The 19,762-nt window shown below is 48.7% G+C and carries 29 protein-coding genes and 5 tRNA genes; 19 read left to right on the forward strand and 15 right to left on the reverse strand.

Annotated features, from left to right (window positions below; all coding sequences use genetic code 11):
* Positions 1-6: 6 nt before the first annotated feature.
* The 14 genes from K3T82_RS13180 to K3T82_RS13245 form a co-directional block, all read right to left on the reverse strand.
* On the reverse strand, positions 7-447 hold the full coding sequence (locus K3T82_RS13180) for a hypothetical protein (RefSeq protein WP_220193902.1): 441 nt from the start codon (positions 445-447) through the stop codon (positions 7-9).
* Positions 447-866, reverse strand: a complete 420-nt coding sequence (locus tag K3T82_RS13185; protein ID WP_220193903.1) for a hypothetical protein — start codon at positions 864-866, stop codon at positions 447-449. Before K3T82_RS13185 ends, K3T82_RS13180 begins: the two co-directional genes overlap by 1 nt.
* Entirely contained in the window at positions 863-1,447 is a 585-nt protein-coding gene (locus K3T82_RS13190) for a head-tail connector protein (protein ID WP_220193904.1), read from the reverse strand. The genes K3T82_RS13185 and K3T82_RS13190 overlap by 4 nt, the downstream gene beginning before the upstream one ends.
* Positions 1,448-1,461: 14 nt before the next feature.
* On the reverse strand, positions 1,462-2,415 hold the full coding sequence (locus K3T82_RS13195) for a phage major capsid protein (protein WP_220193905.1): 954 nt from the start codon (positions 2,413-2,415) through the stop codon (positions 1,462-1,464).
* 62 nt (positions 2,416-2,477) lie between these two features.
* Positions 2,478-2,828 (reverse strand): hypothetical protein, encoded by a 351-nt coding sequence (locus K3T82_RS13200; protein WP_220193906.1) that lies wholly within the window; start codon positions 2,826-2,828, stop codon positions 2,478-2,480.
* Positions 2,829-2,831: 3 nt separating this feature from the next.
* The gene (locus K3T82_RS13205; protein ID WP_220193907.1) at positions 2,832-3,458 is read right to left on the reverse strand and encodes a hypothetical protein; all 627 of its coding nucleotides are present in this window, start codon (positions 3,456-3,458) and stop codon (positions 2,832-2,834) included.
* Positions 3,427-4,893 (reverse strand): phage portal protein, encoded by a 1,467-nt coding sequence (locus K3T82_RS13210; RefSeq protein ID WP_220193908.1) that lies wholly within the window; start codon positions 4,891-4,893, stop codon positions 3,427-3,429. Before K3T82_RS13210 ends, K3T82_RS13205 begins: the two co-directional genes overlap by 32 nt.
* Positions 4,894-6,339: a terminase large subunit domain-containing protein gene (locus K3T82_RS13215; protein WP_220193909.1), complete on the reverse strand. Its 1,446-nt coding sequence runs from the start codon at positions 6,337-6,339 to the stop codon at positions 4,894-4,896.
* A gap of 124 nt (positions 6,340-6,463) precedes the next feature.
* A tRNA-Asn gene (locus K3T82_RS13220) sits at positions 6,464-6,535 on the reverse strand.
* Between the two features lie 63 nt (positions 6,536-6,598).
* Positions 6,599-6,922, reverse strand: a complete 324-nt coding sequence (locus K3T82_RS13225; protein WP_220193910.1) for a hypothetical protein — start codon at positions 6,920-6,922, stop codon at positions 6,599-6,601.
* Positions 6,923-6,926: 4 nt separating this feature from the next.
* Positions 6,927-6,999 (reverse strand) — tRNA-Asp (locus tag K3T82_RS13230).
* A 4-nt stretch (positions 7,000-7,003) separates the two neighbouring features.
* Positions 7,004-7,076, reverse strand: a tRNA-Pro gene (locus K3T82_RS13235).
* Positions 7,077-7,310: 234 nt separating this feature from the next.
* Positions 7,311-7,382: transfer RNA gene (locus K3T82_RS13240), tRNA-Glu, on the reverse strand.
* Positions 7,383-7,489: 107 nt separating this feature from the next.
* Positions 7,490-7,558, reverse strand: a tRNA-OTHER gene (locus K3T82_RS13245).
* Positions 7,559-7,945: 387 nt separating this feature from the next.
* On the opposite strand from K3T82_RS13245, the gene K3T82_RS13250 reads away from it, so the two are divergent.
* From K3T82_RS13250 to K3T82_RS13320, 15 genes are all read left to right on the forward strand, one after another.
* Positions 7,946-8,668, forward strand: a complete 723-nt coding sequence (locus tag K3T82_RS13250; RefSeq protein ID WP_220193911.1) for a hypothetical protein — start codon at positions 7,946-7,948, stop codon at positions 8,666-8,668.
* Positions 8,669-10,054: 1,386 nt separating this feature from the next.
* Entirely contained in the window at positions 10,055-10,198 is a 144-nt protein-coding gene (locus K3T82_RS13255) for a hypothetical protein (RefSeq protein ID WP_220193912.1), read from the forward strand.
* Between the two features lie 33 nt (positions 10,199-10,231).
* Positions 10,232-10,408, forward strand: a complete 177-nt coding sequence (locus tag K3T82_RS13260) for a hypothetical protein (RefSeq protein WP_220193913.1) — start codon at positions 10,232-10,234, stop codon at positions 10,406-10,408.
* A gap of 3 nt (positions 10,409-10,411) precedes the next feature.
* Entirely contained in the window at positions 10,412-10,675 is a 264-nt protein-coding gene (locus K3T82_RS13265; RefSeq protein ID WP_220193914.1) for a hypothetical protein, read from the forward strand.
* A 72-nt stretch (positions 10,676-10,747) separates the two neighbouring features.
* Positions 10,748-11,011, forward strand: coding sequence for a hypothetical protein (locus K3T82_RS13270; protein ID WP_220193915.1), 264 nt, complete (start codon positions 10,748-10,750; stop codon positions 11,009-11,011).
* A 79-nt stretch (positions 11,012-11,090) separates the two neighbouring features.
* Entirely contained in the window at positions 11,091-11,762 is a 672-nt protein-coding gene (locus K3T82_RS13275; RefSeq protein WP_220193916.1) for a hypothetical protein, read from the forward strand.
* Positions 11,762-12,121 (forward strand): hypothetical protein, encoded by a 360-nt coding sequence (locus tag K3T82_RS13280; protein WP_220193917.1) that lies wholly within the window; start codon positions 11,762-11,764, stop codon positions 12,119-12,121. The genes K3T82_RS13275 and K3T82_RS13280 overlap by 1 nt, the downstream gene beginning before the upstream one ends.
* Positions 12,121-12,387 (forward strand): hypothetical protein, encoded by a 267-nt coding sequence (locus tag K3T82_RS13285; RefSeq protein WP_220193918.1) that lies wholly within the window; start codon positions 12,121-12,123, stop codon positions 12,385-12,387. The genes K3T82_RS13280 and K3T82_RS13285 overlap by 1 nt, the downstream gene beginning before the upstream one ends.
* Positions 12,388-12,576, forward strand: coding sequence for a hypothetical protein (locus tag K3T82_RS13290; protein WP_220193919.1), 189 nt, complete (start codon positions 12,388-12,390; stop codon positions 12,574-12,576).
* 19 nt (positions 12,577-12,595) lie between these two features.
* Positions 12,596-12,925: a hypothetical protein gene (locus K3T82_RS13295; protein WP_220193920.1), complete on the forward strand. Its 330-nt coding sequence runs from the start codon at positions 12,596-12,598 to the stop codon at positions 12,923-12,925.
* Between the two features lie 966 nt (positions 12,926-13,891).
* Entirely contained in the window at positions 13,892-14,221 is a 330-nt protein-coding gene (locus K3T82_RS13300; RefSeq protein WP_220193921.1) for a hypothetical protein, read from the forward strand.
* A gap of 110 nt (positions 14,222-14,331) precedes the next feature.
* The gene (locus tag K3T82_RS13305) at positions 14,332-14,682 is read left to right on the forward strand and encodes a hypothetical protein (RefSeq protein WP_220193922.1); all 351 of its coding nucleotides are present in this window, start codon (positions 14,332-14,334) and stop codon (positions 14,680-14,682) included.
* A gap of 129 nt (positions 14,683-14,811) precedes the next feature.
* Positions 14,812-15,192: a DUF2958 domain-containing protein gene (locus tag K3T82_RS13310; RefSeq protein ID WP_220193923.1), complete on the forward strand. Its 381-nt coding sequence runs from the start codon at positions 14,812-14,814 to the stop codon at positions 15,190-15,192.
* Between the two features lie 69 nt (positions 15,193-15,261).
* Positions 15,262-15,594, forward strand: coding sequence for a hypothetical protein (locus tag K3T82_RS13315; RefSeq protein ID WP_220193924.1), 333 nt, complete (start codon positions 15,262-15,264; stop codon positions 15,592-15,594).
* Positions 15,591-16,160, forward strand: a complete 570-nt coding sequence (locus K3T82_RS13320; RefSeq protein WP_220193925.1) for a hypothetical protein — start codon at positions 15,591-15,593, stop codon at positions 16,158-16,160. Before K3T82_RS13315 ends, K3T82_RS13320 begins: the two co-directional genes overlap by 4 nt.
* On the opposite strand, the gene K3T82_RS13325 is transcribed toward K3T82_RS13320, so the two are convergent.
* Positions 16,134-16,568, reverse strand: coding sequence for a hypothetical protein (locus tag K3T82_RS13325; protein WP_220193926.1), 435 nt, complete (start codon positions 16,566-16,568; stop codon positions 16,134-16,136). The genes K3T82_RS13320 and K3T82_RS13325 overlap by 27 nt on opposite strands.
* 152 nt (positions 16,569-16,720) lie before the next feature.
* On the opposite strand from K3T82_RS13325, the gene K3T82_RS13330 reads away from it, so the two are divergent.
* The 4 genes from K3T82_RS13330 to K3T82_RS13345 all read left to right on the forward strand — a co-directional run bounded on the left by K3T82_RS13330 (position 16,721) and on the right by K3T82_RS13345 (position 19,718).
* Positions 16,721-17,422 (forward strand): helix-turn-helix domain-containing protein, encoded by a 702-nt coding sequence (locus tag K3T82_RS13330; protein WP_220193927.1) that lies wholly within the window; start codon positions 16,721-16,723, stop codon positions 17,420-17,422.
* A gap of 104 nt (positions 17,423-17,526) precedes the next feature.
* Positions 17,527-18,267, forward strand: coding sequence for a Rad52/Rad22 family DNA repair protein (locus K3T82_RS13335; RefSeq protein ID WP_220193928.1), 741 nt, complete (start codon positions 17,527-17,529; stop codon positions 18,265-18,267).
* A gap of 58 nt (positions 18,268-18,325) precedes the next feature.
* Positions 18,326-18,733 (forward strand): hypothetical protein, encoded by a 408-nt coding sequence (locus K3T82_RS13340; protein ID WP_220193929.1) that lies wholly within the window; start codon positions 18,326-18,328, stop codon positions 18,731-18,733.
* A complete protein-coding gene (locus tag K3T82_RS13345) occupies positions 18,723-19,718 on the forward strand; it encodes a DnaB-like helicase C-terminal domain-containing protein (RefSeq protein WP_220193930.1) in 996 nt (331 codons plus the stop codon). Before K3T82_RS13340 ends, K3T82_RS13345 begins: the two co-directional genes overlap by 11 nt.
* The last annotated feature ends 44 nt before the right edge of the window (positions 19,719-19,762 follow it).

A 19,762-nucleotide genomic window follows, 5' to 3' on the forward strand; every position in this document is an offset into this window, starting at 1 on the left:
ATGCTCCTAAGATGTGGGGATATTGAATTCTGTGAGGACCGCGACGTTGACGACCAGAGCCGTGTAGACTTGACCAGATTCAACGTACTGAGTAACGCCTCCCTGTGTGACCTCTACACTCATGGACTTGCCGTTCAATGTCTGGTTATCCCAGGCTGAGAATGCGAGGAGGTAAGGCGCGAGGTACATGTAGCAGTCTTGTATGTTGTCTTCGAAGCGCGAGCGGCGTACAAGGTGACGAATGCCAAACAGCATCTTGAGGTAGAGTTTCCCATTAGTGTCTGAGATAACGTCGTACTTAGTCAGAGGAATGACAGCAGAGTTATTTTCGGGGTTGTTATCTGGCACGAGCCGATAAACGCGGGATACTCCTTCGATCTGGTTCTCAATGATATCTGCGAGTTCGTCAACAATGGGCCCGATGAGGGTATCTTGAGGGGAGTACATTAAACGATAGTTCCGTTTACGATGTTATCGAGGGTAAGCTGCGTGTATTGCACTGCCCAATCCTCGATGAATCCGGTATCGTTGGCTATGTGGTTAAACATTTGCCGGGGCGGATTTGTGTATGTGGCTAAGCCAAGTGGGGGGCCTTCAACGTACTGGACATAGACACGCTTCCAGGTATCAAGCTGATGCTCGCTTTCTGCATGGACTTCTGCGAGGGTATCGCTACTAACTGATGTTGCGTAGGTGCCTTTGATGTCTTGAATAAGAGCGCCAGTGAGTTGCGGAGTGTTCACGCGCACGCGAATCTCCATCATGTCTCTCAGCACACCAGCACCCATATGCAGGCCGCGCCGTATCTCTTTGTCAAAGTCCACGCTAAAGATCGAGGAGGCTGTCTCTGCAATAATGCCGATCAATAGAACGACCTCCTTCGGCGTAGCTCTAAAAGCTCAATCACGTCTTCAGGCATGTTTTTGGAATACTTCTGACGGATAGATCCTTGCTCCGAGACGGTATCGGCATACGAGACATCGCGCATCTTAAAGTAGTGAACCGCAAGGCGCGTAGCAGCTCTTTGGATTTCAAACGGTACTTCAGGCAGGCCGAACGTTCCGGTTACGCGGTAGTTCTTGTTACCTCGGTAGAAGGGAAGTTCTGAGTAGCGACTGATGTAAAATCCTGGGTCAGTATCATCGGGGCCTATGAAGCATTCGGAAGTAATATCGAATACGCCGCTTGAGCTAAAATTACCGTAGGCCGGATTCCATACCACTTCCTCTACTTTGTCGATGCTTTGAATGTAGCCAGTCATGAGAAGGGCGCTATCTTTACCAGAGAATAGCTTCATTCCGGTAAATACCTGGAAGTTATAGCCTATGTAGGTATCAATAGCGCTGCGTGCCTGGGTGATGAGTGTCTGAATCCAAGCATCGTCAGAAGTGCCGCGCAGGTCTAGGGCGTTCTTTACGTCCTGTAAGGTACAATACTCAATAGCCATACGCGGCCTCCTTCCTAAGCGTGAGCAGTCTTGATAGCGATAGCGCGTTCTGGATGTACAAGTTCCATAGCGTAATCAGCCGTAACACCCATCTGGCGACGACGCCCGAAGTCGTATAAGGTTGGGTCAACAACTAGTTCGGGGCGGCGCTTCCAAGAGACAAAGGCCCAACGTGGGGCGAGGATGTAGCCAACGGAAACCTTTGTGGTGTTACCGGAACCCTCCAACACCTCATCGGCGTAGTTCGAGACAATCAGGCGACAGTTACGGAAGATACCAACCTCACCCTGTAAGAGAATCTTAGGGGCGCTATACTGCAAGTCTTGGCGTACAGAGCTATCTTTGATGAGATCGGCATACTGGTAGTTTGAGATAACCATACGCCATAGACCGTCTTCCCAGGGGCTATTATCCAGAAGCTTCAACTGTGTAATAGCGTCGATGATGGTGTTTGCACTGAAGGTTTCGGCTGTGGTGACGGTGGTAGATGTCTTACCATTCGGGTACATAACAGCCATCTTGTTAGCGGTGCCTGGGACAGCCTTTGTGTACAGCTTCGCGGCAGTACCCTGGAATTTTCGGCTCATGGAGTAGGCAAGGCGGTCGAGGACTTCGCTCATACCGTCGTACTTCATGCGGTCGAGTGCTTTACGCGTGATCGAGACAGCCTTACCGACTTCATTCGGCTTGATTGGTACGCTGGTCGCGTTGTTAAGCGCGATAACGTTCATATCTGTGCCTTCAGTCAGGTCGTCGGCGTCTGCAAGGTCAGGCAGCATAGGAATATAAACAGTGTCGCCAGGAGTGCCAAGCAGTTCGGTGTTCTCGACAAGTAACTGCTCGAAGATAGCATTGCGCCGGAGGTTCTTTTCCAGTTCAGCAGACCAAAGTTGGGGGATGATAGGCGCTAGATTGGCAGTCGTGGTATTCGTAAGGGCTTTCTGGACAATTTCATCTGTAGGGAGCATTCGGGGGATTCCTTCTTATGTGGGGGTATTGTGGAGAAGAGTGTGGAAAACTATGTGGAAAACTATTCGAGACCGTAACCAATGACTTCTTTTGTCAAGCCCCAAATCAATTCTTTGTCCTGATGACTCAGTTCTTTACCACTCTGCGCCTTTTCGACAATGTATTTAATGGGGTCGGCGGTCATAGGGTTGGTAACAACGGCTTTACTGCCAGTACCTTCTTCACGGGTCAATTCCTGCGCCTTCTGAGCAGTTACAGATTCGATCTTTTCGTTTACTGTTTGTATGAATTCGCCAAGCGTAGCCTTGAGTTCGTCAGCAGTGATACCTTTTGCAACTGGCTCAGGGGCAGGGGTAGGGGTTTCGAGCTTCTCGGACAGCTTGTTCAAAAACTCTTCAACGTTCAATTCCATGTGTTATTCCTCCGGCACTAAGCCGTATGCTTTCGCGGCAGTGATAACCGCTTTCTGATTGACTGGATACGCGGCAAGTGTGCTCTCAATGAAGGGAGAGACTTTGAGGAAGTGCTTGCCACCATTCGCTTTTCGGGTGTAGTGGGTGACGTTACCGATCCACGAGAAAGCACCAATGTTGTTGCTCAAAACTGCATCAGCAGCATCGGGGTCGGTGACTGCAAACCTCGCGTAAAGTCCTGTACCTTTCGCTTCGAAGTTCTCGAACTCTGCGGGGTCGCGTGGATGGAGAGCCGTATGAAGAATATTGCCATCTCGCACGAGTACGGCTTTCTGTGCATGGCCTACGGGGAGTTTGGTAAGGTCGTGGTTCATTGAGAGGGGAGCAGAGCGTGAAAAGTAGTCGTCGATGGCCCCTAGAAACGATTCGGGTGGTACTGTATCCTTCTGCAAGTCTTCGTCTTCAGTGCTTACCCAACCTTCCACAAAGGTCGTATTGTCCTGTTTCCAGGCTTTTTCAATGCGGAATTCTTTCGCGATAGGGTTAAACGACTTCTGAATGACCGTGTTTTGCTCTAGATACAGGTCTCGAACCGTCTCAACCACTGCTTTTAGTAGCCTTGGGTTCATTGTGGGTGTCTTCCTTGCGGTATCCGGTGTTACGGAGCTTCTGAACGGCTCCGCGAGGTGATTGAGGGGTGTCTGTTCGCAGATTCATGCCGTTGGGATTAGTTCCTGGGGCTTGATCGGGTTGTGGAGGCGGTTTCAATGATTCAAGTTGTGCTTTCGCGTATGCTTCGATCATATCGACCGGGAGAATCATTGCTCCGATGGTTACGTAGTGCTTTTCTCCGCCTGGGATGCTTGGCATACCGCGTCTGTTGAGGATAGAGTTGATGCTTTCAAAGCCATTCTTGAAATTCAGCTCATCAATTTGACCTTGGAGGAGAGCATCACGGGTATCAATTTCGTCAAAGTACGCTTCTAGCTCGTTGAAAAGAAGTTCATCCCATATGAAGCGCCTGGTAAGAGTGGTGACGGTCTCGCGGAGTACTGGCTCAACACCACGCTTTTTAAAGGTATAGGAGAGATTGAAACCGTTTGCTTTCGAAACGTCGCCGCTATTGCCTAGCTCGTTGTCAGTGACGCCTGTGATCGACATGATTTTCGAGCGTACATCGGCTAGCAGGCTTTTCGCTTCCAGGTCTTTGAGTGCATAACCGAACTCTGTCCAGGTTGCCGTGCCACGCGAGCCTGTTAAGAGAATGCGGTGGTTACTTTTCGCCTGCTCGTTCCACTGCGATACGGCAATCTTTAACTCTTCTTCAGAGATGTCGCCAAGATTGTACACGCCATAGGGAACATTCGAGCTTGTGAACTTCTCACCGATGAACGCGAGCATCAGGGACTCGATAACGGCGCAGACAAAGAGTTGATCTAAGCGCGACTCAGGGTAAACACTGCTCGATTTCGCGTCACGCTTGAAGAAAATGATGTCTTTGGGTAGCCATGTATGTACACCATCTTCGCCAATGATCGGAAAGCCGAGCGCGTTAAGCATGTTGTAACCGAGCACTGTACCGTGCTGGTCGTAGTCTACTTTGAGCTTTCCAGCATCGAGAACACGGAGATTTGCGGCTTTACCGCTCGCACTGCGCTCGATTTCGATAGCACCGTAGCCAAGTACGATCAGGTCTCGATAAAGAGCTTCAAGGAAGTGCTTTCCTGTATCTCGCTCATTCGGCTTATTAAAGAAATCACGGACGTATTGAACTTTGGCTTTGTTGGCAGGTTTTGAAGGGTCGATGTTCCTGATGAGTAGCTCTACAGGTGAGGCGTAGTCGATGATAGCGTTGATACATGCCGCCAGCGTGGGCGTCTTTATTGCTATCTCGCGCTTTCGCTCAGGGGTGATAACTCCTAGACCGTCTACATTTCGGCTTTGAGGCTGACCATAGACATGAGGCGCACCATATGAGTACTCGGATATTGACCCCCGCGATGCCGTTGTTTTGCGTACCTGCTCCGCCAGAGCCGTGAACGCCTTAGTGATGAGTGTTGGCATTTAATCGTCCTTAAACAGTTCTGCCCAGGGGTCATAATTCGGGGGAAGTGTAACTCTCTGTGGTTGGGGTGTGAGATCGACGCCACGAAATACGCCGATTGAGTTAGGAATAGCAGCTAAATGCGCAGCGAGGGCTAAGCTCATAACAATATCGTCATGCCCCTGGCTGGCCTCCATCCTCACGTTGCCGCTATCAGTGAATTCGTATTGGAAGTATCGAAGTTCGTCGATGATGTCTCGGTTGTAGGGGATAGCGATACGGCGTTCATTGAAGAGTCGGGAAAGTTCCTGAACGATTTCGTACTTTGATTGGTTGGAGAACTTGTAGCCCTGTGCTCGAATGTCAGCCAAATCTTCTACTACCGACTCACCGAGCGAGGTAGCATCTACTAGCGTTTGAGCAAAATTGTATGCCTTATGGTTCGACCGGATGATGCCCTTATAGGCACTGTAACCGCGCTTCTGTAAACGATCCATTCTCGACAGAGTAAGACGTTCGCGGTTCGTAATGTCCAGAATAGTGCTAACAAAAAAGTCCCTGACGTTGGCAAGATCGACACCTTGAACGTACTTGTGGCCCTCTGTTGGTGCGAGCGGAAATCGCACACTAGCACCGTCGTCGTTACTGTATCCTGGGTATGCTTCATAAGCTGCTTTAATATCCTCCCATTTGAATACCGCGAGGTCTGCGTCAACGAACTGAGCCATGTACTCAGTCAGCCAGATAAGGGATTGCTCACCATACCGCTTCTTGATAGCGTTCAGGCGTTTGCGATCTACGTGTGGGTTGCTCTCGGAGGAATACCGGAAGAAGTTCATCGTTCCGTCTGTGGTTTTCCTGGCAGCCTCGCTGTAGTCATAGAAGTCACCGCGCCCGAATGGGGTGGAGATCATAATGATGCCAGAATGCAGCATCTTACCTGTAACAGTGAGCATAGGCTCTATGACATTGGGGATAACTCCTTGCTTAAAGAAAGCAGCTTCGTCGAGGATGATAAGGTGAGCAGGTTTACCACGAATGTAGGCAGGTGAGTTAGCGCCACGTCCATGACACTGTGATCCGTTGGAAAGGGTGATACGAGGGAAGGGGGTCTCAATGATTTTCCCCTCAACCAGCACGGAGAGAGGACCAGATTGAAAGTGCCGCGCTATCTCATTAAATATGATTTTCGACTGGTCGAGGGTCGGCGCGATGATGTACACCTGTCGGTTGGGGTGCGTAACCATGTACCAGACGGCGTATACTGCCATCGAGACCGACTTACCCCACTGACGACCACAGCAAGCACAAGTCGTACTAGTGATATTGCGAAGAAGCTCAATCTGACCATCATGCGGCTCAAATGGCGAACCATCCAGATTGCGCAAGAACTTACGACCAAACTCCACCGGATCGTTCTTAATTTCTTCGGATAAAGCAGGTGGTTTAGCGTTTTTCTTGAGCATATTCGACCGTCAATGAGGATAATGATGATTTCACAGATGAGGATGATTGAGGAGGCTATGAGGAGCTTCGTCATAGTAAGGGAGGGGGCCTTTTAACGACTTGCCCAGGTCACTAAGAAATAGGCTGTCAAGGGTGGTATCGAACCACCGACCTAGAGATTAACAATCTCCCGCTCTACCACTGAGCTACTTGACAATGTAGCGGCATTTCTTCGTCTGTACTCGCGCTCAAGTAGTCGCCTACAGTTCACTTGGATAATTATGCTGGTTGGATAACCGGGACATTACCTTGCTGCTCGCGGGGTCTCCATTGGCCTGGCCCTGTTCCCCTGGTAACGTTGACAGCAGACCCCATACTAGTGCCTGTGGTGAAGAATAGCGTTGCTGTGTCTTGGTCAGGCAAACTAACTACTAGTCCGACGCTTTGGTGATCCTCAACGACATGTTCGTAAATGGGGTTACCGTATATATCATCTCCCACGTAGCTATCCCACTCGTAATGATAGTTGTAAAGAACAGTATCACCGATACATACAGGGGCATTGATGTCGTAATCCACTCGGTTAACCTTTCTGCTATTCAAACGGCGCTCTCGAAGGGACTCGAACCCTCGAATTCCCGGTGGACAGCCGGGTATGTTAGCCGCTACATCACGAGAGCATAGTTGCAGAGGTGAGACTCGAACTCACGAACTCCCGGTCCCAGGCCGGGCGCGTTGACCGCTACGCTACTCCGCATCGGACAATTTAACGACGTGTCCCGGTCGGGCTGCACTAGCCAAGTATGTACCCGTTGAACTAAGCCGGGTTGCTTCAGTTGCTCGTATGTCCATCCCTAGTTGAAGCTACATACTCAGGCGTTAGAAGATTCGAACTTCTGGCGACTGCATAACCGTCTACGGCGGATTTCGGCAGTCGTCTATCCGTAGATCATCATTAAACCCTTCTCTGACAAACACCCTGCTACTGATATAGCCTTAATGGGAATCGAACCCATGTCAGAAGATTGAAAGTCTTCTATGCTTACCTCTACACCATAAGGCCAAATATTCGGGGGATTGGTCTCGGCCCCCTCGCCGCCTCTCTGCTGCATGGCCTTAGCAGCTTCATCGAGGACCACTTACCACATACCTTTAAGAACCAGACAAATAACCGTGAGACAGGATTTGAACCTGTGTCTGTGCCCCTGGCACTGCTCTAGGCCACTAAGCTACACACGGAACAAGCGGAGTTTGCTACATTCAGACCGTCAGTGACGACGAGGTTTGCCCGGTATCCGCTTCTGAACCTGCATCTGGCACGGAGGAATCGAACCTCATCGCCCTGATCCGCTCACGCCCCTTGGCGCACGTGTCTCAGAGAGCATGACCACACTGCTACTTGCCAGCACAAGAGATAAAAATACAGACCAGTACAGGCCGCAAAGAGGGTAGCGTCGTGGGAATACTGATCTGTGGGAGAGAAAGGAAGAATTTTTATCTTCTATTAAAAGTATAACATACTAGATATGATTGATTTACAGATATTCGACGAATTTTATGGGTTTAATAATCATGTGCTTATTCGTTTATCTGCATAAGAGGATTTAAAAGAATGGAGGATTCACTATGAGCGACTGGCTAAGTCCATCAAACATTATTGGAGTTATAGGTATTTTCTCTACTATACTCGTCGCTGTTTGGGTATATTTTAAAGAGAAAACCAAAAAAGAACTGACCTACCAGTTTGTTTACGATATTCCGGTTGTAAGTGTAAGTAAAATCACTAAAGGCACTATTGAGGTTACTTTAGATGGTAAGCCCGTAAAGGATGCTCGTGTAGTAGTAATTAAAGTTTGGAACTCAGGAAATAGAGAAATAACCAAAGAGGACTACGATACACCTGTAAGTTTTGAGTTTCTAAATAGAGATGTGATAAGTGGTGAGGTACTATCAACTGAACCTGAAGATCTTATGATACCAGATATACAGAAGGTGTTCCTTAGACTACAAAACAATACAGTTATTTTCCCTGAATATCTGCTAAATAAAGGTGAATCTATTCGTGTGAGTGTTCTAACTAGTGGAGCTTGGGATAACATTAAGCAAAGAGGGAGAATCATAGGTGGAAACATTCTTTATAGCGATTTTATCACAAGTTATAAACGTATTAGTTTGTACTATACGTTGGGTTCAGTATTTGCACTTCTTCTTATGGTTATAGGTTTGTTTATAACCATCTCAATTCATGGAATCATTGGCGATGTTTTATATGCTGTAGGCCTGATTGGGTTGCTATACTTCGGATGGCAGATGTTGAGGCAGATGAAGCGTGATCATGAGGCCGTTTGAGTATGGGGGGCTTGGGGGGAAAATAATTCTCGCGGGGGCAGTGAAATTGTTGCGAAAGTGCGGGGAAACTGCTACTATATTGGCCTGGAATGGTTTCTTTATTACCGTGAAATCAGAATATGTTTACCTGCAAGATGGGAAAAACATGTAAATAAGGAAACCATTTCTGACTCCGTACTAATTTTAGAGACAACTACCTCGCCGCCCCGTGAGCGCGCACGCGCAATGAAGCAACACCATGGCACATAATGAAACACGATAGTAAACCATTAAATACTATGCATCTTTATTATCATCATGCATAATTATCATTATTATTAATATGTATTAATATACATACATCATACATACATATAACAATGCATATAGCATATACATACATGTAATACACAGTGTCATATACACACCCTACATACACACATCTTTGTGTATACCCTCCCTCTATAGGAGTGTGTTGCTACACAGCTACAACATAGTGCTACATAGCTACAGCGTGTAGTCATATGGCAACAAAAATAAACCGGATTGGATCGGGTTAGATTTACCCTTATTTATTCCACCCCCACACAAGAATAGTGTTTTGTGAGTTAGAACAAAGTAAATTTACATACCACCCTGGCATAGAAACAGAGTACAGAGTAAGCAGGCATAAGGGCAAGATACACCAATTTTAACGAGTTTTTACGTGTTTTAGAAACTCATTCCGAGCGCTTGCAGAGCCGTGTTACACCACTCCGAACCCCACCAATTTTTTAAACTTCCTCGAAAAAGTGTTGACAAGATTTAAGGGTTGTAATATGATACGCCCATCGAACGGCTAGACACATAGCCAATCACACAGAGTAGACTTTAAAAATTGAATATCGTTTGAACGCCAGCGTACCTACTACCGCGTATGCGATAGGGCAAGGCAACACAAGAGAGCTTGCACGGGTGAATATGGGGCACGGTCACTAATCCCTAGCACGTGCAAGGCAACTAGACGCTTGTGAGGCTGAAGAGGCGCGGTAAGCAACAGGTTTCTGTGGTAGTGTCGGGTGCAAGCACCATAAACGAAAAACGTTCGCCTGCTATCGGGTTTTTACTCGGTAGAGGTATCAAGAGAAACAGAGATAAGCGAGTTTCAAACGAGTTTCAAAAACTGGTCGAAAAAGGGCTTGACAGAATCAGGCGACTGTGAGATGATGAACCCGCGAACGGCTAGACAGATAGCCGAACGCAAAAGCGAGTCGCAAGACTCAAAAAATTTTAACCTTGCAGTGTACTTAGTGTTAGAGGCTAGTAAGATTGCTAGTCAGTCACGTAGTCGAGTGACACGGGCGGATCGGATTGGTAGCACATTAAAAACCGAATAAACGCACTGCTAACCGTCAATGACACACTCATATGAGCAGCATTCACGGTCGGGGCCTGCGCAAGAAGGACTATTCGTTAGAACCTGGCGACAGATTGGGCGGATTAGCGGGTGCTTCCTCTTTACCCCTTGGTCTCTGTCAATCGGCTTGCTGGCTGGTAGAGACGAGTGGGTAAACGCTCGAAATCTAATTTCACGGAGTTACAAACATGACTGAGGTAATAGTTTTCGACGATGGAACGTACAGAGTTGTCGAGACACCGAACGGGTATTACGTTAAGATGCGGGTACTCAACAACCTCTGGATTTCTATCAATGATGGTTTGCCATTCGATGATGAGGTTGAGGCTATACACGCTGTAGTATCTGACATTTTAGGAGAGTAGCACATGAGTTGGAAAAAGCGCCTGCATACAATCATTGACGACTTGAAACCGTCTCGCTACTTTCCTGCTATTTTTCAGGAGATAACCGAACTCAAGTCAATCGTGAGTCACGCGACAAACGAGACTGATGTACAGAGGCAAGCCGAACGCAGGCTGACCGAAATCATGTCGAAAAGCCGCATGTATGCACAAAGCATCGAAGATTCTCAACGTGAGAACACGGTTCGCCAGTTCTTAAATACTATGGTCGGTTCTTCTCGCTACTAAAGTTCACTTACTGTTATAGGCTAGTTGGGTAGTTGGTTCAATCCCCACACCCTTACAAAGTGAGGTCTAATCATGTTGTTTGTTTCCGACACCCTCTATTTCACATTCTCGAACCGTCTCGCACAATCCACCCCGAACACCCCCGAACGTGAGGCACTAACCGACATCGTAAACGCGATGAATGACTACATGTATCAACCCGGCGTAGCCATTACAAACAAGCTGCAAGCTAAGAAAAAGAGCACTGCGAACTGTTTCGCGGCTGGCGACCTGGAAGCATTCGAGTATGGCAACGCGATGTGCGAGGTTTACCGTCAATTCCTGGCTGTGTGCTAAATCCTCTAAACGTTATCGGCTAGTTAGTAAGTGGAGGGCTAACCCCTCCACACCCCCACACTGAAAAGGAGTCCCGAAAATGAGCTACGAAGTTATTGCTGCTGCGATGAATGGTGACATTGTGTGCCTTGACTGTGTTGAAAACGCGATAGGCGGTAAGTACAGCTACGAACGCATGTTGGAATTGATACGCACGGGTAAAACTCGTCAGGCAGAAATCAAGTGGGATAGCACGTTACAACGCGACGTTGTGAAGTTCTGGCACGGACCCCTAGAGGACGAATACCGCAACGAAATAACATTCTACACTGAGGATCGGCTAGACAGCACGAACGGCGAAAATTGCGGGTGGTGTAATAACGAAATCGTCGAACCTTACTCGATTGTGTGTGCTGGCGAAGATTGTACAAACGAGATCTATGGTGATGAGGCTCTCAAGCTCGAAAAAGAGAAGCAATGGGAAGATAGGCTCTGTGAGACTTGCGCGGCTAAGAAGTGGAAGCACGAACAAGAAGTCTTGTTGAATGCGGTATCTGTGAGCAAGCGCCAAGCGTGGCAACGCGCCCATATCGCAATCACTGAGGCTAAGAATATGGACGAGGTTGAAAAGTTTGTCGAGACGTACCGGGTGCATCTCCGAAACAAGTATAAACGCTGGTTCTCATTCGGCTTAAATGTCAATCTGCGAGATATTGACGCGGTACTTACTGCTATCTCTGCTGCCTGCGAAGAACTAGAGGAGGTGGCGTAATGCTGCTACGTCAAGATGCTGTACTAGCCATCGAGGTCGAAGGCGCAATGTTCCACCCCGAATGTACCCCAAATTGTGAGGCGCGTACCACGTGTACGCCCTCCACCCCGTTCGTCCAGCACGCTATTTGCCCCGGCTGTGATGAGCCTATTGTGAGCGATGAATTGCTGACTCTGATATTCGGTCATGACCAATCGTGCGACTGTGAAACTTGCCTAGAGATGGAAGAATTGGCCCTGAAAGATATTGACCCGGCTGTGTGTGCTGGCTGTGGTGGCGTGTTCGATGCTGACAACTGCATCTATGAAAACTATCTATTCTACTGCTGTGATGAGTGCTACAGGGAGGTAAACGACTAATGGGTAAATACATACAACCAAGTGTATACGGTCAACTTTATGCATTCGCAAAAGAGCGGTACGAAGATGCCGAACTATTCACGACTGCGGAGGATGTAACCGAACTGGTTCTAGACCTCCTGGGCCGCGCTCATAACCTGGAAAGCATCGAAGTGTATTTGATGGCTGAGAGAAAGAGATACAAACAAGAAGACGACCAGGGAGCTATAGCAGAGATCGACGCCTTTCTTGATAAAATGATTGACCTCGTGACAGGAGCAGCATAGATGAGAGCATTCGAAATCATAACGGAAGCTGAAAAATTGGGTAGTCGCAAGGCTACCCATAACACTATCCATAATGCCCTGATCGTCGCCAGTAGGCGCGTAAATGACCCCCACCTAACCCCAAAAGAGCGCGAAAAAGCGCGAAAAGTCGAAAACGTTCTGCTCGGATACCTGAAAAAACACGCATAAATAGAGGGAGATAGAGAAAATGGCAATGACGAAAAAACAACTTGCGGAAGAGTCGAAACGATACGCACACGAGAAGCTTATGGAGTACTGCAAAGTTGGAACCACCGTCTATTCGATGCTCAACTACTCAAACGGCTATGGCACACGCACCTATAGCTTCTATGTGATTGTTCGTGGTGAACTATACCGGATTGATTGGGCCATAGCTGCCTTGCTCGGTTACAAGATTAAAGAAACTAAACATACTGCGGCTGGCATCGCAACGACCAGTGACCACTACATGGTTGTAAGCGACATTTCGCGCTACCTGTTCGGAGTCGATAACTGGCTAAATCACCGCCACATGTAAAGCCGATTGAGTAGAAAGGTTTTCGCAATGAATTATGCAGCACTCGAAAACAGGGTCGAACGTGCAAAGATGCAAACAATTCACTTTGGAGAGTACAGCCTTTACAACTGGCACACGAAACCTGCATGGTGGACGATCCGAGGTCCGAACGGCTCATTCGATGTACGCGGCACTATAACGGCAGTCGATAAGGTGAAAAAGGAATACCCGGTATTTTACGACTGGCTAGCCGAACAATTCTAATCTTCCTGGGGGTCTCTGCTGTGAAGTGGAGGCCCCTTTTATTACTCAGAAAGGGTGTACAGGCTATGAACAGGGGCGGAAGAATCACCTATGTCATGGTTAATGGGGCGGTCGTTGCTTGGTTTTTCTATGGTCAATCGGTGCTGATCGTCTACCGAGACAACGCAAACGGGCAAGTTACCTATGCAGAGGTAAGAGATAGACCTCGTTGGCTGGTAAGGGCGTCGAACATGCCGAAGCTTAGACGTACAGAGATGGAAGCAGCACACCTGGACTATGCCATTGTGAGCAATGCGCGGGTACTCAGGAAAAAGTTACCGCATAGCCGACACGTAAGCTATCCTGTGTAACAAAAGTGTAGCTGTGTGGCAACAAAGGTGTTGCTATACGGCAACAAGTGTAGCTGTGTGGCAACAGTCGGTTGTTACTGTGCAACTAGGTTGTAGCCATACGGCAACAAAGTGTAGCCACCCTGCAACAAAACACCCCGAAATGTAGCTATACGGCAACTTTTCAAGGAATTTTTTCCGAAACACCCCTATATATTAATAATAATAAATATTAATTAATATCTTTATTCAAATTAAGGTTACTATTAATCTTAATTCTTTCTTCTCTATCGGTGCCTATCGGCACCTCTCTCAATCGGCTGAAAATTTAACCCTACCTACCAAGCAACCCCCCACTTGTAGATGCTCTGATGAGCTAGAAAGAGGTATCACCATGTCCTTACACGTCCAGTATCTTCGGAAAGTCACCAGGGGCGAGGACTCCTATGCATTGACTGTCATGCTCGAAACGGTAGACGAGGAGTTCTCAGGCGTACTAGAATTCCCCTCCGGTGTCAATCGGAAAATAACGCTAGTGCCTGGTATCCCGGTGATGTTTCACATGTGGAAGCAGCAGAAGCTTTTCATATACACGTCAGATGGTGGGTGCTGTGAGTTCTACATCTCGAACTACAACCTCATCACTGCATACCACGTTCGCGTTGAGGTCAGAGTACGGAAAGTCGCTGAACTTACGCCGTTTGACTACCAAGCTAGCGCATAACGTATAGTTTACGTCGTTCAGAGACACGCCAGAGCCTCTAAAAGTAAGCAAGGGTACAACCATAACCCCACATCTAAAAATCGCGTCTCAGACGCAAGAAAGGGTATTCGATGGACACAAGCAAAGTTGAGAAGTTACTCGAAACCGTAAACGACCGGATGGAAAAGGGGAGTAAGAACCATTATCAGCTTCTCCGGTTAAGCAACGCTCTGTACAACTTGCGTGATGGCTACCCGATTGTAGCCGCGTTTACTGACTTTCAAAGCGGTCTCAGCCTGGAATACTACGCAGTCTATAACCTGCTGCAAGTAGAGGACATCAAGCGCGATGCTGATTGGGTTGTGGATTACGAGCGGCATATGACGTTGTGTGCTGGCTATTGCGAGCTACTACCGGAGATTGAAAAGGTGATAGGTAAGGGGCTACTAGGTTTGCCTAACTATGACACTGAAGTCAACTAAACGTTATCGACTATCTAGAACGCTATAAACGAAATCTAGGGGTCTCTTAAATGGCCCCTAGCCAATCACACAGCTACATAGCCGAATGCGGTGCTACGTGGCTCTCAGACGCAAGGAAAGGGATTACTCATGTCTAAGCTTTTACCTGATTCTGTACGCGCTCAACTGCCTGCTCTCTATTCCCAGGAACACGAGACGGACCCGATTGTATACGTAAAGTTTGTACTGCCTAGCAGTGATTGGGTGTGGTATGGCTACGAGTTCGACCCGGAGCAGTGTCTATTCTTCGGTTGGGTCGTTGGGTTCGAAAAGGAGTTTGGTTACTTCTCGCTCGCAGAGCTTGAACACATCAAGATACCGCAAAAAATCCAATTGATCGACCCGGCTACAGAGGCGGTTGTAGATAGCTTTACGCACATCATACGAGTAGCTAGAGACGCATCGTTCAAACCTACACGGATGTCAGAAGTTAAGCAAATGCACGAGGAGGCGGAGCACCTTGACAACTAATCGTTCTGGCTGTAAAGTTACATTTGTGTGATGAAGGAGATAGCTAGTTGATAACATAAAGGTGATTGAATGGACATCAACACACTGTATACACGGTATCAGAAAGCGAAAGGGGCCGCCGAAAAGCGGCCTCTCTCCGACAAACAGGCGCAGGCAGACATGGCAGCATACGAGCGTGCTGTTGCTGGTCTCTTCCTCGCTGTACGCGATACGAAACCGGAACGGGCGCGGGGGCGTGTGCTGTATCTCATCGAGTGTCTACAGAAGCAGAGCGCGAGACTTGCCTCCACGAAACAGAACACAGACCCCGAACTACGCACGTTCTTAGCTCGCAGGCTTGACGCCATTGTAAGTGAACTTACAGCAACAATGCTCAACAACCCAGGAAGGACCGTAAGGTGAAAAAGGCCCTCGTAGAGTTCCAACCACATGCCGGGTTTCCCAATCATCCGACGTATGCGGTGTATCACTCGGTTATTACCAACCATGCCGCCCGGTGCATAGCATATTCCATCGTGGATAAGACAGAGCATGAAACAGCCACTATCTTCATTCGGCGCTTTGTCGAGGGCAGTCTTGCAAACTGGCGCGTCGGTCGTCGTGTGTTCATGCTCGATATGATAGCTGAGATAGCTAGCCGAGTGATCGTACACGGCTTAACAGGTGTCAGTTGGGATGATGTCTTTACCAGGCTCTCTACAAGCAACAACCCCAACGACCGGACGCTAGAATACATAGCTGCCTGTGTCCTGGGTCAAGTGGAGTGGACAGCCGCGCTAGATATGGACGACGTTGATTGTGCATTGATGTCTTTTGTTATAGACCTTGCAATGCAATGGGTTGAGAAGCGCGATGTACGGACCCAGGAGGGGCCGCTCGCTCGGATGGCTGACGCGGTACTGTTCTCGTATTTCCAGGCGGTTGACTGGTCGTTCCTGGTATCAACCATGCGAGAGGCTAGCGAATAATTCGCGTGCTGCCTGCTTGTCTCGGTCGTCCTGACCTTTGTTCTGCTGCTGGCGTTGCTTCCTGGTCACGGAAAGCTGATCGAGCAACGCTCGCATTTGTACCCCTGGATGTTGCCTTGCCTGCGATATGACCTCGCCTGTACTGATCTGCTGAGCCTGGATACGCAAGTACGAGATGTACTCAAGTCCAGCCATATGCAGATTTAACACGTCGGTCGGGGTTAAGTCCGGGTATTCCTCTCTGTAGGCATCGACGAAGTAGAAGAAGTGCGCTCTCTCAAGCTCGGTCATTCCATCGAAAAGCGCCTGCGGTAACGCTGGCATCTCCAGCTTCTTCGGTCGGCCTGATTTCTTCTCACGTTCGAGGGCTTTGTCCAGGGGAACTACTTTGAGGTGTTTGTCTGACATAGTACGTTTGTCCTATACTTTACCTGATCGGGGAGTTTTCCCGAATAAAAGGGGGGTTTATGGGGGTATCTACTACTAATTATAGCTTGAAACTGCTGTCAAAATTACATCTTCCGTGTTACTATACGAGAAACTACACGGAGGATGATGATATGGAGAGAGCCTATGTACAGCCACCCGAATCGGGCGACTGGCTACGAGATAGGCGAATCAAACTATACGGCTCACAACAGAATCTTGTTGCGTCTGTCAATGGCTTCTTAAACACAATGGACTTGTCCAGGTTGGAGAATGCGCAGAAGCGCCCTCGTATTGGTACAGTGGCAATCGTTGCGTATGCTTTACGTGTGACCCCTGAAGAGATGTTTCAACAGTTAAAGCTTCCAGTGCGAACCCTACAACATAAGCATGAGCAGCTTGAGAAGCTATCAGATAGAGAGTTACGTGAGAAGCGTGATAGAGGGCTAGAGCTTTGGCGTCAATTTACTGTTGAGGCCGGAGAGCCAAGAGACGAACTAGACCCGTTTTATCGGTTGGAGCACAGAACATTCTCAAACTTTGGTGCTGCTCTCAAGAAGCGTCGTGAAGAACTTGGATGGAACCAGCCGGAACTAGCAAGGCAGTCGGGTCATATAGGGAAGAATCTCATCTCGCGCATCGAGAGGGGCGATATTACAGAGCCTACAGTGTATACAGCCGCGCACCTCGCTTATGCCTGTGATCGGGCTATGTCATTCTCGTTCAAGGTATTAGGTTATCCGGTGTATGTCTCTCCACATCAGAAAGAACTCGTTCAAGAGATTCTAAATATCTACTTTATGTTGCCTCTTATGGAAGAGTACGAATTCATCTAGCACTTTGAGTTTGTCAACGTGATCGGCTTGACAGGTAGCTGAATGCGGTGATATACTCATGTATGTGAAGTTCATTATGTGTTATGAGAAAGGAAGATAGCCGAATGGAAGGCTTGAAAACTATCAGTGAAATCACCCAGGCCCTTAACGAGAAGTACGACGGCTTTACCGAGGAACTGAATGGAAAATTTACGTACATTCCTTGGGAGTTCGCCATGACTCGTGCCCTCGAAATCTTCGGACCTAGCGGCCTGGATGTGGAGGTACGCGAGGGGCCAATGCTGGTACAGATCGGTGAGGACTACGGTTATACTGCTACGGTTCGGGTGACGGTGCATACTGCTGACGGTCGAACCTTCTTCCGTGACGGTGTTGGCTGGAACGATATGGGTTTTACACGTGAGGGCAAGGCTCAGATCGAGACCGCTCTCAAGGGTGCTCCATCTTCGGCATTGGTCCGTGCTCTGTCTCAGTTGGGTGATGCGTTCGGCCTGTACATTGGTCGTGAGGCGAAAGAGAAGAAATCTCAAGGTAGTTCTGCGTCTTCAAAGTCCTCTTTACGTGATGAGCGATCAAGCAACGTGAACGGCAAAAAGCCAGAACCAGATCCAGCCATCAGTGATGAGGACTTCGTACCATTCTCCGGCAGGTTCAAGCCGAAAGGTGCTCAGATTCCCACACTGGCGAAACATTATCCGAGCGCCCTGGTCAACGATCCCCGCATGACGAATGTGGATGTGCAATGGTTGTTCTCCCACATGCAGGACAAAGACACGGCTCTCGCGCCTTACGCCGATCTAATCTCGTTCGAGGACGCGACCGAGCGCGTACCGATGCCACTCTAAGAAACCTAGGGGCGTGTAAAAGCGCCCCTTCACTCTTTCACCTAAAGGAGACCCGCTCATGTTGAGCTTAAACGTAGTGCGTGAACTGACCCCGAAAGCACAAGCGTTGATGAATGTCCTCTTGATTAACGCCCTGGTAGATGGTGTTACCGAGCGTGAGTATAAGGTGGATGAGCTTGTAGGCCTCTGCGGATTCAACGCACGGTCGTCCATCTACCGCGCCAAAGAGGAGCTAGTAAAGGCCGGAGTGATCGAGGTCGAGGACAAAGTAATCAAGCTGCTCGGATTGCCAACGCGAGAGGAGCAAGCCCCACAACAAGAAGCTAGTACTCAAACGGCTTACTCAAGTCCTGCATCGAGGGAAGTAGAGGCTCTCGAACTCAAGCCACCCTCTAAGAGCTACCTGAAACAGCTACAAGCGGCTGAGTTAGCGATGAAGAAATGGGAGAAGTCGAATGGGCGTTAGTAACAGCTATGAGATAGCGCAGGAACTCATCAGAGAGGCGGAGGAGGGTGCGAAGAATCCCACACCGCTTACAGGTATCCCCTGGTTTCCTGTCGAGTACAACGCGAACGGTCGCGTGATTAAAGAATCGATGAGCCAGCTAGACCTTCTTACTATGGGTATCCAGAACAACCCTAGTGGTGAAATGACGGTTCTGGCGGCTCGGCCTAACGTTGGTAAGAGCGCATTCGCGGCGTTCGCAGGCGTTAATGTGGCCCGGTGGTTCAAGGTGCATCGGCCTGGGAAAGTGGTGCGGTTTGTCTTGCTAGAGATGCATGAGAAGACGTTTCAGAGGCGCATGGTTAGCTGGATGAGCGGTGTATCGATGAGGCGACTGAAGGAGCACGACTACGGACCGGGAGAGTTACAGAAGGTCATTAAGGCCAACCAGGAGCTAGCAAGCTTGCCGATTGAGTACTACTCAGCAGCACAGAACTACAACCTGATTGACACATGGGTACGCTTTGACTCAGAAAACAAGCTCAAACCCGGTCAGAGGGGCTATGTAGATAGTAACTGTGGTTGGTGGGCGCTCGACCACATCGGCATTGTGCCGGATGATGGCGACCCGAAGTACAGGACGAACAGCCTGTCTACTATATCGACAAAGATCAAGAAACTTTGTTTCGAGGTTGCTCCGGGCTTAATCCTGGCACAGTTGAACCGCAACTGCGAGCTACGCAACGATAAACGGCCAATTTTGGCAGACATTTCGAGCGCGGATCGGATAGGGCAGGATGCAGACAATGTGTACATGCTCTATCGAGAGGATATGTATGTCCAGGTCTCGGAGGATATGAGGGACAAGCCGAAAGTGGTGGAACTGCTTATCCGTAAGGCACGCGAGGGAGAGCTAGCGACTATCACACTGGCCTTTGATGCGCGGTACGCCCGGTATATCGATATTCCGCCAGAAGCAGCAGACTTCGAGAGGGAAGCAGCATGAACAGGGAACTCTACGACCCGGCATGTATGCGATTCGACACAGCT

Origin of the sequence: Ktedonospora formicarum, from assembly GCF_016587355.1 — a bacterium.
In the GTDB taxonomy this organism is placed as follows: Bacteria; Chloroflexota; Ktedonobacteria; order Ktedonobacterales; family Ktedonobacteraceae; genus Ktedonobacter; species Ktedonobacter formicarum.